Source organism: Pantoea sp. RIT-PI-b (assembly GCF_001187905.1).
Classification (GTDB): Bacteria; Pseudomonadota; Gammaproteobacteria; order Enterobacterales; family Enterobacteriaceae; genus Pantoea; species Pantoea nemavictus.
In genome coordinates this window covers 134,492-148,918 of the sequence record NZ_LGIS01000007.1, presented here as the reverse complement: position 1 = coordinate 148,918, position 14,427 = coordinate 134,492, and the positions used below count along the sequence as shown (strand labels likewise).

The following is a 14,427-nucleotide window of genomic DNA, read 5'->3' as shown; positions in this document are numbered from 1 at the left end:
TTGGGTTTTGGGTTTTGGGTTTTGGGTTTTGGGTTTTGGGTTTTGGGTTTTGGGTTTTGGGTTTTGGGTTTTGGGATAGTGCGTGCTGTCCCTCATCCCAGCCTTCTCCCGCAGGCGGGAGAAGGAGCCGATCGAGCGGTTTGTAGGTTTGGTTATTACCTGACTATCCCCTCTCTCGCTTGCAGGGGTTTACCTAACTATTCCCTCTCCCGCTTGCGGGAGAGGGTTAGGGTGAGGGGAACGATGCTCATCGCGGTACTGCTTCACCCTACGGCCAATCAGCAGCGTACCCACCAGCCCGCACACCGCCGCGAATGACAGCCATATGCCCGGCATGGCTTTATCGCCAGTCGCATGAATCAGATAACTCGACACCGCAGGGGTAAAACCGCCGAACAGCGCCGTCGCCAGGCTATAGGCCAATGAGAAGCCGGTGGCGCGCACTTCTGCCGGCATAATCTCTGCCAGGTACACCACCATCGCCCCGTTGTAGCTGGCGTACAGGAATGAGAGCCACAGTTCGGCTTCAACCAGGTGGGCAAAGGTCGGCGATCCGACCAGCCAATGCAGCACCGGCCAGGTGGTGATAATCATCAGGATGGTGCAAATAATCAGCAGCGGACGGCGCCCGACGCGGTCCGATAATGCGCCCATCACCGGCAGCCAAAACAGGTTCGAGATGCCGACAAACAGCGTCACCAGGAAGCTCTCTTTATCGCTCATCATCAAGACTGTTTTACCGAACGTCGGGGTAAAGGCAGTGATCATGTAGAACATCACGGTGGTGGTGACCACCATCAGCATGCCTGCCAACACCAGCCCCCAGTTCTGGCCGACTGAGCGCATAATCTGGCTCATTGAGGGATGATGCTTACGCTGGCTGAAGGCTTCGGTCTCCTCCAGCATACGGCGGATGTAGAACAGGAACGGCACAATCATACAGCCGACGACAAACGGAATACGCCAGCCCCATTCGGTCACCGCGTCTTTCGCCAGCAGATGGTTTAAACCCAGGCCCAGCAGCGCCGCAAAGATCACCGCCACCTGTTGGCTACCTGATTGCCAGCTGACATAAAAGCCCTTGCGCCCCTTTGGCGCCACTTCCGCCAGATAAACTGATACACCGCCTAACTCAACGCCCGCCGAGAAGCCCTGCAGCAAGCGGCCGAGCAGAATCAGAATCGGTGCGGCGGCACCCAGCGTGGCATATCCCGGCACCAGCGCGATGGTCAAGGTACCGATGGCCATTAAGCCCAGCGTCAGCAGCAAACCTTTGCGTCGACCATGATGATCGATGTAAGCCCCGAGGATAATCGCGCCCAGCGGACGCATTAAAAAGCCCGCGCCGAAGGTCATCAGCGTGAGCATCAAAGAGGCAAAGGGATCATCACCGGGGAAAAAGGTTTTGGCGATCGCCGTAGCGTAATAGCCAAACACCATGAAATCGTACATCTCAAGGAAGTTACCGCTGGTAACGCTAAAGATAGTTTTGGCACCGCCCTGCGGCGACTTTTGTAAAGAGTGACTTGCGCTCATATTGTCCTTCCTGGTTTTTCTTCCGTTTTAACGTGTTGAGCCAGGAATAAACGTGATCTTCTTCACCATTGCAGTTTACAAAAACATGATCAATGGTAACCAAAAATTAACAATCAGATTTCATAAGCAATAGGAATAATATTAAAATTATTATTGATTGGCGAATTCAACCCTAAAAGAGCTATCGCCTTTTTAATTTATCAATTTCATTATCAATCATAAACTAACTGAAAATACGTGGCGAAATGACCTATTGTTTTTAATGTGAAATTAATTAGCCCTATAAATAAGACTCTGCTCGATTCCGAGACAAGTCCCGTAGGATATTCGTTACCCACGCTTTTATTCTTGGCCCGCTTAACGGCAATTGGGCCGTGGCTAATTCCGGTGGAGAACACTCATGCCAACACCTCTCAGCTTTGATCCTATCTCAGGTGGTAAATCAATTCGCGTCGGTACGCCTTATCAATTCTGGCAAGGTAATTTGCCCGATGAAGCCGGTACCGTGATTGAATTCATCATTAATGAACGTATCTTCAGCACCACAGTCGGCGAGGATGGTAATTGGTCATTTCAGCCGCCGCTGTTTTTCAATGAAGGCAGCCATAACGTCACCATGCGCGGTTTTGATCTCGCTGATAATCATGGAGAACCGCACCAATTCTCACTGGAGGTCGACCTTTCAGCCCCCGATAAACCCGCGATTACTTCAGCGATAGATGATGTCGGCAAGGTTACCGGCGGAATTGGCAATGGTCAGATCACTGATGACACAACCCCTACGCTAAAAGGCTATGCCCAACCCGGTAGCACTGTGCAACTTTATGACTTTGAACAATGGGTAGGCTGCACCGTAGCGCTACAGAATGGTGAATGGACGATCAAGGCACAGCTTGGCAACGGCGAACATCAGTTGAAAGTGACCGCGACTGACGAGTTTGATCGCGTCAGTGAATCTTCAGATCGCTACGTATTACAAGTCGATGATTCACCGGGGATTCCCGCTACCATCAGCTATGCCATGGATGACGTGGGTACCGTACAGGGCAAACTGAACTCTGGCGCAAGCACCGATGACTTCGCGCCAGTTATTGTCGGTCGGGCTGAGCCAAATAGCATAGTTTATCTGTATGCGCAGAATAGCCACGGCGGCATCGGCTATAAAGGCAGCGTGCTGGCAGATGCTAATGGTGACTGGTCCATTCAGTCGCGCTCAATGATCAGTGGCGACGGCCTTTACACCTTCCATGCAACCTATGTGAATAGCATCGCCGACTACCGTCCCGATTTTGCGCTCAATATGAAAGCGCTGAAGGACATCGAGCCAACCATTGAATTTGCCCACGATGACGCTGGGGCGATGACCGGTGCGGTTTATCACCGTGGCACCACCGATGATAAAACGCCGACGCTAGAGGGCAAAGGCGCGCCAGGAAGCGTGGTAGAAATTGAGTACAAGCTCAGTAACGGTAGCTGGCAAAGTGCGGGCAGTGCAACGGTTGATCAACAGGGAAATTGGCAGGTTAAGTCCGCTGAGCTGAGCAATTATGGCGAGTGGGCGTTTCGTGCGCGCGGCGTGACTGCAGGGCAAACCAGTGACTGGAGCGATAACTTCGAGCTGATCATGATCCCAGGTGCCCCGCTGGCACCGAGCATCAATTTTGCCAACGATGATGTGGGTCTGGTGCAGGATCCTGTTTTCCACAACGGCACCACTGACGACAACACACCTACGCTGCAAGGCACGGGTACACCTGGCCAGATCATTGAAATTGAGTTTGGTCTGCAGGGAGAAAGTCTGCGCAGCAGCGGCACTGCACGCGTGGGTGAAGACGGTAAATGGAGCTTTACCTCGCCGCAGCTGGATCAACCGGGCATCTGGGAATACCAGGCTCGCGCCTCCACCGGGGAGATGAAAAGTAACTGGAGCGATAAATTCCACATCAACCTTGTTGAGGAGGCGCAGATCAGCAGTGTCGAGCCAGAGGAAAACAGCAACCTAACGCTGCAGCAGTTGCTGGTCGAGGAAGGCGAAGGTCTGTTTATTGACAGCTCGCAGCTTGAGCTCCAGGACACTACTGCCGTGGCGTTACAGCTGGAAGATATTCTGCCGCAGGGAACAGAGGCCAGCGACTGGATGCAAGAAACCGCTACGGCCAATACTGCTGCGCAATACCACGTTTATAGCCATGACAACAGCGAACAGCTGCTGCAGGACGGCGCTGGCTCTTACGCCGCCTAACACTGCTTCTCAGTAAGGCAGCCATAAAAAAGGGTCGCTGCAAGAGCGACCCTTCTATTCAAGACATCAGCGTACCAAACGGAATTACTTCTTAACCGTTTCCCTGCCCATCAAACCAATCTTCAGGTAACCGGCTTCGCGCAGCTGATCCATCACTTCCATCAGGGTGGCGTAATCGACTGATTTATCCGCCTGGAAGAAGATGGTGGTGTCTTTCTTGCCTTCGGTTTGCGCGCTCAACGTATTCACCAGCGTCTCTTTGGTCACCGCATCGTTACCGATGTAGATCTGCTTATCTTCTTTAATCGACAGATAAACCGGTTTTTCCGGACGCGGCTGTGGCGCGCTGGTCGACGCTGGCAGGTTAACGCGCACATCGACCGTGGCTAACGGTGCGGCGACCATAAAGATGATCAGCAGAACCAGCATGACGTCGATAAACGGCGTCACGTTGATTTCGTGCATTTCGCCATCGCCTACCGAGTCATCGTTTAAACGCATCGCCATAATACTTATCCTACGCGCAGTTTCTGTGCCGCCGCTGGACGGTTGGCTTCTTTCGCCGTATCGACGTTGCCGAGGTCAAGATCGCGGCTCTGCAGTAACATGACCTGCGCGGCGACGTCGCCCAGCGACGCTTTGTAGCTGGCGATCATGCGCGCGAAGACGTTGTAGATAACCACGGCAGGAATCGCCGCAACCAGACCAATGGCCGTGGCCAGCAGCGCTTCAGCAATGCCGGGTGCCACTACAGCAAGATTGGTGGTTTGTGTTTTCGCGATACCGATGAAGCTGTTCATGATGCCCCAAACGGTACCGAACAGGCCGATAAATGGCGCAACGGAACCGATGGTGGCCAGGAAGCCATTACCGCGACCGGCATGACGGCTGAAGGCGGCAACGCGGCGATCGAGACGGAAGCTGGTGCGCTCTTTAATGCCGTCCAAATCTTCAGTGCCGGCTGACAGCTCCAGTTCATTGTGCGCATCGTTGAGCAACACAGCGCTGTGGCTGTTGCCTTTGAAGTTTTCTGCAGCACGGTAAGCATCGTTTAACGATCGGGCTTCGCCCAGCGCCTGCTGCTCGCGCTTCAGGCGACGTTTCGCCCCGCTCAGCTCAGCAAACTTACCGAAGAAAATCGCCCAGGTGACGACGGAAGCCAGTAACAGGCCAATCATCACAATCTTTACCACGATATCGGCATGCTGATACATGCCCCAAACGGAGAGATCCGTTTGCATCAAATCACTGGCTACCACGCTGCATCTCCAACTTCTGTTGCACAGTTCACGATTGAAGCGCGGATCATAGCAAAAAACACCACCGAAGTGATAGTGGTTCTCATTACTATTTACAAAGGAAAGATGCCTGTCATTTCCACAATTTAGCCGATGTTATGCGCAATACTGGCCTCACTCTGATAATCGGCATTCAGGCTCAACCCGCCATAGCGATTCGTGGTAACGTGAATGTTTTGTGGGAAATGTCAGGAAAGGCAGTGATGGCAACGAAAAAAATAGACACCAGGCTGGTCACCGCGGGACGCAGCAAACGTTACACTCAGGGCTCAGTAAACAGCGTGATTCAACGCGCTTCCTCACTGGTTTTTGACAGCGTCGCCGACAAAAAACGCGCCACCGCCGGTCGCGCAACAGGCGAACTGTTTTATGGCCGTCGCGGCACCCTCACCCATTTCTCGCTGCAGGATGCGATGACCGAGCTGGAAGGCGGCGCGGGCTGTGCGCTTTATCCGTGCGGCGCGGCGGCGGTATCCAACGCCATTTTGTCCTTTGTCGAAGCCGGCGACCACATTCTGGTGAGCGGCGCGGTGTATGAACCGACCCAGGATTTTTGCTCTAAAATTCTCAGCAAGCTGAATGTCACCACCACCTATTTCGATCATTGCATCGGCAGCGAAATTGGCGAACTGGTGCAGCCGAATACGCGCGTGGTGTTCCTGGAATCTCCGGCTTCGATCACCATGGAAGTGCAGGATATCCCGGCCATCGTTGCCGCCGTGCGCGCGAAAGCGCCTGACGCGATAATCATGATCGATAATACCTGGGCGGCGGGCGTGTTATTTAACGCGCTGGAGCACGGCATCGATATTTCGATTCAGGCCGGCACCAAATACATCATTGGTCACAGCGATGCGATGATTGGCACCGCGGTAGCCAATGCGCGTTGCTGGCCGCAGCTGCGCGAGAATTCGTACCTGATGGGCCAGATGGTCGATGCCGATACCGCTTATATGGCGAGCCGTGGCCTGCGCACGCTGGGCACGCGCCTGCGTCAGCACGAAGAGAGCGGATTGCAGGTCGCCGAGTGGCTGGCCGCGCAGCCGGAAGTGGCGCGCGTTAATCACCCGGCGCTGGCGCAGTGTAAAGGCCACGCATTCTGGCAGCGCGACTTCAGCGGCAGCAGCGGTTTGTTCTCCTTTATCCTGCATGAAAAATTAAGTCGCGAGCAGTTGGCAAATTATCTCGATCACTTCCACCATTTCAGCATGGCCTATTCGTGGGGCGGCTATGAATCGCTGATTCTGGCGAATCAGCCTGAGGAATTGGCGGCGATTCGTCCGGCGGGCGGCGTTGATTTTGATGGCACCTTAGTGCGTCTGCATATTGGTCTCGAACACGTTGATGACTTGCTGGATGATTTGAAAGCTGGCTTTGCGCGCTTAAAAAACTAAACAGAAACTCAACCACGCTGTGGCGGCGATGAGAGATCAACGAATGCAGTGCCACAGAAGGTTAAAATTAGAATCCTTGTGACTCGATGGAATAGCTGATGGGTGTTTTACATGAGATTGTCCAGGCGCTTTGGCATCAGGATTTTGCCGCGCTAGGTAATCCGGATGTCGTGTGGATTGTCTACGGCGTGATGTTTTTGACGCTGTTTCTGGAAAACGGTTTATTGCCCGCGTCGTTCCTGCCGGGCGACAGCCTGCTGTTACTGGCCGGCGCGATGGTGGCCAAGGGCGTGATGGATTTCGTGCCGACCATCGTCATTTTAACTACCGCAGCCAGTCTCGGCTGTTGGTTGAGCTACTTACAAGGGCGCTGGCTGGGCAATACCAAACTGGTGAAAAGTTGGTTATTACACTTGCCGGCACAATATCACCAGCGCGCGTGGACGATGTTTGACCGCCATGGCTTGATGGCGCTGCTGGTTGGCCGCTTCCTCGCCTTTGTCCGCACGTTGCTGCCCACCATGGCCGGCATTTCTGGACTGAAAAATGGGCGTTTTCAGCTATTTAACTGGCTGAGCGGCCTGTTGTGGGTTGGGATCGTGGTGACGCTGGGCTACGGCATCAGCCATGTGCCCTTTATCAAACGCCATGAAGATCAGGTGATGGCGATCCTAATGATCCTGCCGATTGCCCTGCTGTTTATCGGTCTTGCCGGCAGCATTGTGGTGGTGTGGAAAAAACGCCGCCAGAAAGTCTCCTGATTACGACGCGGCGTCAAACGGTAATAACGGTACGGTTTGACGCACGCGGCTCGCTTCTTCTCCCGGCGTCACGCCGAAATAACGCTTAAACTCGCGCGAAAATTGCGAAGGACTTTCATAGCCGACGCGTACTGCCGCGGCGCTGGCCTTCATGCCATCCTGCAACATCATCAGGCGCGCCTGATGCAGGCGATAGCGCTTGAGATATTGCAGCGGCGACGTTTGCGTCACCGCTTTAAAGTTGTGATGAAACGCCGAGATGCTCATATTCACTTCGGCGGCCAGCATGTCGACGCTCAGGCTTTCAGCAAAGTGATTTTCGATGCGACGCAGCGCGCGGGCAATCTGGCTGAACTGCGTCTGACGATTGACCAGCGACAGCAGCGCACCGCCAATCGGCCCGATTAACACGTAATAGATCATCTCGCGCACCAGCTGCGGCCCAAGTACGCGGGCATCGCGCGGATTGTTCATCACATCCAGCAAGCGCTCGGCAGCGCACAGCATCTCGTCGCTCATAAAGGCTGAATGAATGCCGGAGGTTTGCGCCTGCGGCTGGAACTGCTCGTCATCACCAATATCCAGCAACAAATCCTGCAGGCTGGCGATATCAACACTCAAACACATGCCCGCCAGCGGCTCTGCCAGCGTGGCTTCGGTTTCACACTCCACCGGCAGCGGCACGGTGAGCATCAGATATTTAGTGGCGTCGTAGTGAAAAATGGTGCTGCCAAGGTAACCGGTTTTGCGCCCCTGAAACAGAATCACAATCCCAGGTTGATACATCATCGGCGTACGCGGCAGGGTTTCGCAGGCATAGATTAGCTTGACGTTTTCCACCGTGCACAGCGGCTTACTCAGGTCGCTCATCAACGCAACCACACGCTGCGCCAGCTGGCGACAAAGGGCGTCGTTTGACATGTTTTTCTCTCAGGCAGCAAAAAAAGCAGTTTGCCGTAACGCTGCTTAAAACTCCATCAGACTGGAGAATCAGGCAAGATTCTTGCAGAAATTGCCCAGGCAAAAGTGCTGCATGCTTGCCACACTGATCCGCAGGCAAGGTTTGTTGACTAGACTTAAGCACATCTTTTCTACGGTAAGTCACTGCAACGGATAAGGAGCAATTATGGCAGAGCAACCCATTATTAAATTACGCGACGGCAACATGATGCCGCAGCTTGGACTTGGTGTCTGGCAGGCGAGCATTGACGATGCTCGTAACGCTATTCTGGAAGCCTTAAAAGTGGGCTATCGCTCCATTGATACCGCCGCCATCTATAAAAATGAGGAGGCGGTTGGACAGGCGCTGCAAGAGACTGATGTCGCGCGCGAAGACATTTTTATCACCACCAAGCTGTGGAACGACGATCAGACCAACTGGCAGCAGGCGATGGAAACCAGTCTGAAGAAGCTGCAGCTGGAGCAGGTCGATTTGTATCTGATGCATTGGCCGTGCCCGGAGAAAGATACCTATGTCGACGCCTGGAAAGGGATGATTGAGCTGCAGCAGCAAGGCTTAACCAAAAGTATCGGCGTATGTAATTTCCACGAGGCGTATCTCAAACGTTTAATCGATGAAACTGGAGTGTCGCCGGTGGTGAACCAGATTGAACTGCATCCGATGCTGCAGCAGCGCACGCTGCATGCGTGGAATGCGCTGCACCAGATTCAAACCGAATCCTGGAGCCCGCTGGCGCAAGGCGGTAAAGGCGTGTTCGATCAGGAGATTATCCGCGAGCTGGCGAAGAAGTACGGTAAGACGCCGGCGCAAATCGTTATTCGCTGGCATCTGGATAGCGGTTTGGTGGTGATTCCGAAGTCGATTACGCCGGAGCGTATCCGCGAGAATTTCCAGGTGTTTGATTTCAGGTTAGATAAGACGGAGGTGAGTGAAATCAGTAAGCTGGATAGCGGTAATCGTCTGGGGCCGGATCCGGAAGCGTTTAACGGCTAGGTTGGTGCGGTCTTCCCCTCACCCTAACCCTCTCCCACAAGTGGGAGAGGGAATTGTTAGGTGCCAAATCTGCTCGATCTGCTCCCTCGCCCGCTTGCGGGAGAGGGAATTGTTAGGTGCCAAATCTGCTCGATCTACTCCCTCGCCCGCTTGCGGGAGAGGGAATTGTTAGGTGCCAAATCTGCTCGATCTACTCCCTCGCCCGCTTGCGAGAGAGGGAGTTGTTAGGTGCCAAATCTGCTCGATCTGCTCCCTCGCCCGCTTGCGGGAGAGGGCTGGGGTGAGGGCATTACAACGCTGGATTCACCAATAACTGCCCCGCCGTACCGCGATCCGCCATCTCTAACGTTTGGCTGTAATAGACAAACGGGAAATGCTCTGACGAACTCTGCGGGAAACTCACCAGCAGCTCTACGCTACCATCAACCCACACGGTATCTTTCCAGCCGCGATCTTCGCCCATCGGCTGCGCGCCATTCACGTTCTTAATCAGGAACATCACGCCCTGAATGTGCAGCGACTGCGGGCGATCGGCGTGGATGATCCAGCGTTCAAAGGTGCCTTGTTGCACGGTGGTGTCAATGCGGTTCATGTCCCACAGCACGCCGTTAATGCCCGGCTCGCTGTCACCAATGCGGAACTCACGCGTGCGCACCGCTACGCCATCAAGAATCTGATCCGCCAATAAACGCATCGGCAGGTTATCCGTCACCAGCGGCAACAAACCGGTTGGGCGCAAGCTTAGCACCAGCGTGTTGGTCAGAATTGAAGACGGCTCAAACAGACCGCGCAGGCGGTCCATCAAGCCCGCCGCCGTTCCGGCGGTAATCGATACTTCATCGCCCTGCGACATATCCACCAATATTTCACGACGTTCGCCCGGCGCCAGCGTCAGCAGCTGTACCGCAACTGGCGCAGGCAGGAAACCCTGATCGCTGGCAATCACCGTGAAGGGACGATTGTCGGAGAAGCTGAGATCGAAGCGGCGCGCGTTGGAAGCATTCAGTAAACGCAAACGGACCCAGCCGCGTGAGACTTCGACATACGGATTTTGCACGCCGTTCACCAACAGCACATCGCCAACAAAACCGCCGCTGGAGGGTGGGTTGTAAACCGGCGTGGCGAAGTTATCGAGCCGCTTATCCTGAATGATCAACGGGAAATCATCGACGCCGTAATGTTTCGGCAGCGGCAGCGATTTGCTGACATCATCTTCAACCAGCCACATGCCGGCCAGGCCGTTATAGACGTGCGGCGCCATGCGGTTTGGCGTGTTGGCGTGATACCACAAAGTGCCCGCGCCCTGGCGAATCGGCAATACCGGTGCCCAATCGGCACCCGCCGACATCATGCGCGGCGCACCGCCCATCAACGCACCCGGCACCTGCAAACCGCTAACGGTCATTGATACCGGTTCGTTAAGGCGGTTGCTGTAGATCAGCTTCACATCGTCGCCGCTGTAAACGCGCACCGTTGGGCCGAGATACATACCGTTAAGACCCCACACCGGCACTTTATTGCTGTTGCCGCTGAACGACCAATGGCTGCGCTGCAGGGTCAAAAATAGCGGTTGTCCGCGACGTGATTCAATCAGCGGCGGAATAGGAAGTGGCGTATCGCCCAATGGCGCGGCGGCGCGGGCGGCGTAAGGCATGGCACTGGAAGCCAGCGCGACACCGGCAGAAAGTTGAATAAACTGACGTCTGCTGCAAGACATAAAACTTCAGACCTTTTGAGCGTGGCGTAAAGACGCCGTGTCCATGTTGTTTTAATTGATTATTGGTTGCTGTGTGGCTTGAGAACGGGGCAGATGATTATCTGCCCCTTTTTGCTGGTCAGAGTTTACCGCTTTTTTCACGCTCGGCGACTTCGGCGTTCAATTCTTCCAGTTTAGTCGACATTAATTCACGGCAGTGCGTGGCGAGCTTGCGTACCGACGTGGTGGCAAACTGCGACGTATCGACCGGTGGCAACATCTCGACAATCACTAAACCGTTGTTCCAGCGGTTCAGCTTGATCTTATCGTGGGTGTTGGACACCACGATAGGAATGATCGGGACACCGGCCGCCACCGCCGCATGGAACGCGCCGGTTTTGAACGGCAGCAGACCGCGACCGCGACTGCGCGTCCCTTCCGGGAACATCCAGAACGAGATGCGCTTTTTGTTGAATTGATCCACCAGCTCACCAATGGTGCCGTGCGCTTTCGAGCGGTTATCACGGTCAATCAATAGGTTACCGGTCAGCCAATAGAGCTGGCCAAAAAATGGAATCCACAGCAGGCTTTTCTTACCGACGGTCACCGTGGTGGGCTGCACAATCTTGGCAGCGGTGATCATGTCGTAGTTGTTCTGGTGGTTGGCGATATAGATCGCGTTGCCATAATGCGCGGCTTCCGGCGGCTTGCGCAGTTCTACTTTGAGACCAAACACCGTCGACAGCCGACCCAGCATATGGCCGAACGTCGCCACGTGACGCGGATTACGCGGTGAAAAAAGACACCAGATAATGCCGATAATACTGACCACAATAGAATAAACAATAACAATAATTGCTCGTAAAATTAGTAACATAGATTCCTCAAATTGGGCATTCCATCGCCTGAATTACAGCGTTACTCTTCACTCGCGTCAGCTTTTGGACGCGCTGGTGCATTCACTTCTACGCTATCAATGCGTTGCAGGCCACGCGCTACGCTGCCGCGACGACCGCGATCGGCGCGGACTTTCTGCAGATCTTCATCACGCATAATCAGCTTACGCTTGCCAACGTACACGGTGATCGACGCGCCTGGCGGCAGAATCAGCAACCATTGTAGTTTGTCGGTGCCCGCAGCAGCATCCGCCGAAGGGATTGAGATGATTTTGTTGCCCTTGCCTTTCGACATCTGCGGCAGATCGCCGACCGGGAACATCAGCATGCGTCCGGCCTGCGTGATCGCCAGCAGCATATCATCACCCGAATGCACCGCCATTGGCGTCATCACTTTGGCGTTTTCCGGCAGCGTCAGCAACGCTTTACCGGCACGATTGCGCGACACCAGATCGGCAAAGGTACAGATGAAACCGTAACCGGCATCCGACGCCATCAGCAGTTTCTGATCGTCAGGCTCCATCAGCACCTGCTCCATCACCGCGCCCGGCGGTAGCGTTAGTTTGCCGGTGAGCGGTTCGCCCTGCCCGCGCGCTGACGGCAGCGAAGTGGGATCCAGCGTGTAGCTGCGCCCGGTTGAGTCAATAAAGGCCACCGGCTGATTGCTCTTACCCCGCGCGGCAGCCAGATAGCTGTCACCCGCTTTGTAGCTCAAACCGGCAGGATCGATATCGTGACCTTTGGCGCTACGCACCCAGCCCATCTGCGACAGCACGATGGTGACCGGCTCGGCGCTGACCAGCTCGGTTTCGCTCAGCGCTTTCGCTTCTTCACGCTCGCGCAGCGGCGAACGGCGATCGTCGCCGTAGGTTTGGCTATCAGCCAGCAGCTCTTTCTTCAGCAGGTTGCTCATCTTGCGCTCTGACGCCAGAATCGCCTGCAGCTGGTCGCGCTCTTTTTCCAGCTCCGCCTGTTCACCGCGAATCTTCATCTCTTCCAGCTTGGCGAGATGGCGCAGTTTCAATTCGAGAATCGCTTCGGCCTGGGTGTCGCTGATGTCAAAGCGCGACATCAGCACCGGCTTCGGCTCATCTTCACTGCGGATAATATGGATGACTTCATCAATATTGAGGAACGCTACCAGCATACCTTCAAGGATATGCAGGCGACGCAATACGCGATCCAAACGATAGTTGAGGCGGCGCGTCACGGTTGCGCGACGATAAACCAACCACTCAGTGAGGATTTCCAGCAGGTTTTTCACCGCCGGACGGTTATCCAGACCGATCATGTTCAGGTTAACGCGATAGCTTTTTTCCAGATCGGTGGTGGCAAACAGATGGTTCATCACCTGCTCCACATCCACGCGATTAGAGCGCGGCACAATCACCAGACGCGTCGGGTTTTCGTGGTTAGATTCATCACGCAGATCTTCCACCATCGGCAACTTTTTGTTGCGCATCTGGTTGGCAATTTGCTCCAGCACGCGCGCACCCGAAACCTGATGCGGCAGCGCGGTGATCACCACATCGCCATCTTCCTTTTTCCACACCGCGCGCTGGCGGATGGAACCGCGACCGCTTTGATAGATCTTACGGATTTCGCTGCGTGGCGTGATGATTTCGGCTTCGGTCGGATAATCCGGCCCCTGCACAACATCCAACAGCTCATTCAGCGTGGTTTTGGGATTGTCGATCAGTTTAACCGCGGCTTCAGCCACTTCGCGCAGGTTGTGCGGCGGAATGTCGGTTGCCATCCCCACGGCAATGCCGGTGGTGCCGTTCAGCAGAATGTTCGGCAGGCGCGCCGGCAACATTTTCGGCTCCTGCAGGGTGCCGTCAAAGTTCGGGATGTAATCGGACGTGCCCTGACCCAACTCACCCAGCAGGATTTCAGCGTATTTAGACAGGCGCGATTCGGTATAACGCATCGCAGCGAAGGATTTCGGATCGTCCGGCGCACCCCAGTTTCCCTGGCCATCCACCAGCGGATAGCGATAGGAGAACGGCTGCGCCATCAACACCATCGCTTCATAACAGGCGCTGTCGCCGTGCGGATGGTATTTACCCAGCACGTCACCCACGGTACGCGCCGATTTCTTGAATTTGGCAGTGGAATTGAGGCCCAATTCCGACATGGCGTACACAATGCGGCGCTGCACTGGTTTTAGACCGTCGCCGATATACGGCAGCGCACGATCCATGATCACGTACATGGAGTAGTTCAGGTACGCGTTTTCCGTAAACTTGTGCAGGGCAAGACGCTCTGCACCATCCTGCGTCAATTCGCTCATTAAGCTCGCATCCTCACTTCGTGGCCCGCAACGGCGGGACATCCGGCGCTCATTTGGCGAGGATATTACCTTATTCGTGCGGTTTAGTCACAAAGAAGCCAGTGCAGCGAACAGATTCGTCTCATATTAAATAACGTGATATTGGTTGGAAATTTAAAAAGGAATGGGAGCTATATCACACTGAATATCCCAAATAATATGTGAGCAGCTTCGCAATTAACGCCACACCGACAATACCCTATTAATAATGTCCGCTCGCGCGGACAACATTTAGTATTGTTGCTTGCTGATGACTCTCCTAAATTCATACTCCACAAGACCCACATTTTTGCGCTTCTGATTTCTGGCATGGAATAA

General features: G+C 54.5%; 11 protein-coding genes. 4 read left to right on the top strand and 7 right to left on the bottom strand.

The genetic code is table 11. From position 1 onward, the window contains the following. Nucleotides 1-189: 189 nt before the first annotated feature. The gene (locus AC790_RS00825; RefSeq protein WP_049850637.1) at nt 190-1,536 is read right to left on the bottom strand and encodes an MFS transporter; all 1,347 of its coding nucleotides are present in this window, start codon (nt 1,534-1,536) and stop codon (nt 190-192) included. Between the two features lie 400 nt (nt 1,537-1,936). Here AC790_RS00825 and AC790_RS00820 point away from each other — a divergent pair, with 400 nt between their 5' ends. Continuing rightward, the gene (locus tag AC790_RS00820) at nt 1,937-3,778 is read left to right on the top strand and encodes an Ig-like domain-containing protein (RefSeq protein ID WP_049850636.1); all 1,842 of its coding nucleotides are present in this window, start codon (nt 1,937-1,939) and stop codon (nt 3,776-3,778) included. 84 nt (nt 3,779-3,862) lie between these two features. On the opposite strand, the gene exbD is transcribed toward AC790_RS00820, so the two are convergent. Beyond that, nucleotides 3,863-4,285 carry a TonB system transport protein ExbD gene (gene exbD, locus AC790_RS00815; RefSeq protein ID WP_049850635.1) on the bottom strand — a complete coding sequence of 141 codons (423 nt, stop codon included), beginning with the start codon at nt 4,283-4,285 and terminating at the stop codon, nt 3,863-3,865. 5 nt (nt 4,286-4,290) lie between these two features. After that, on the bottom strand, nt 4,291-5,019 hold the full coding sequence (exbB, locus tag AC790_RS00810) for a tol-pal system-associated acyl-CoA thioesterase (RefSeq protein ID WP_071531065.1): 729 nt from the start codon (nt 5,017-5,019) through the stop codon (nt 4,291-4,293). 260 nt (nt 5,020-5,279) lie between these two features. Here exbB and metC point away from each other — a divergent pair, with 260 nt between their 5' ends. After that, nucleotides 5,280-6,470, top strand: coding sequence for a cystathionine beta-lyase (gene metC / locus AC790_RS00805; RefSeq protein ID WP_049850634.1), 1,191 nt, complete (start codon nt 5,280-5,282; stop codon nt 6,468-6,470). Nucleotides 6,471-6,568: 98 nt separating this feature from the next. Beyond that, nucleotides 6,569-7,231 carry a DedA family protein gene (locus tag AC790_RS00800; RefSeq protein WP_009127733.1) on the top strand — a complete coding sequence of 221 codons (663 nt, stop codon included), beginning with the start codon at nt 6,569-6,571 and terminating at the stop codon, nt 7,229-7,231. On the opposite strand, the gene AC790_RS00795 is transcribed toward AC790_RS00800, so the two are convergent. Then, on the bottom strand, nt 7,232-8,152 hold the full coding sequence (locus tag AC790_RS00795; protein WP_049850633.1) for an AraC family transcriptional regulator: 921 nt from the start codon (nt 8,150-8,152) through the stop codon (nt 7,232-7,234). Nucleotides 8,153-8,357: 205 nt separating this feature from the next. On the opposite strand from AC790_RS00795, the gene dkgA reads away from it, so the two are divergent. Next, nucleotides 8,358-9,185 (top strand): 2,5-didehydrogluconate reductase DkgA, encoded by an 828-nt coding sequence (gene dkgA, locus AC790_RS00790; RefSeq protein WP_049850632.1) that lies wholly within the window; start codon nt 8,358-8,360, stop codon nt 9,183-9,185. Nucleotides 9,186-9,474: 289 nt separating this feature from the next. On the opposite strand, the gene ftsP is transcribed toward dkgA, so the two are convergent. From ftsP to parC, 3 genes are all read right to left on the bottom strand, one after another. Next, nucleotides 9,475-10,902 carry a cell division protein FtsP gene (ftsP, locus tag AC790_RS00785; RefSeq protein ID WP_049850631.1) on the bottom strand — a complete coding sequence of 476 codons (1,428 nt, stop codon included), beginning with the start codon at nt 10,900-10,902 and terminating at the stop codon, nt 9,475-9,477. A 118-nt stretch (nt 10,903-11,020) separates the two neighbouring features. Next, a complete protein-coding gene (locus AC790_RS00780; protein WP_009127726.1) occupies nt 11,021-11,758 on the bottom strand; it encodes a 1-acylglycerol-3-phosphate O-acyltransferase in 738 nt (245 codons plus the stop codon). 41 nt (nt 11,759-11,799) lie between these two features. Next, nucleotides 11,800-14,070, bottom strand: coding sequence for a DNA topoisomerase IV subunit A (parC, locus tag AC790_RS00775; RefSeq protein ID WP_049850630.1), 2,271 nt, complete (start codon nt 14,068-14,070; stop codon nt 11,800-11,802). Between the last annotated feature and the right edge of the window lie 357 nt (nt 14,071-14,427).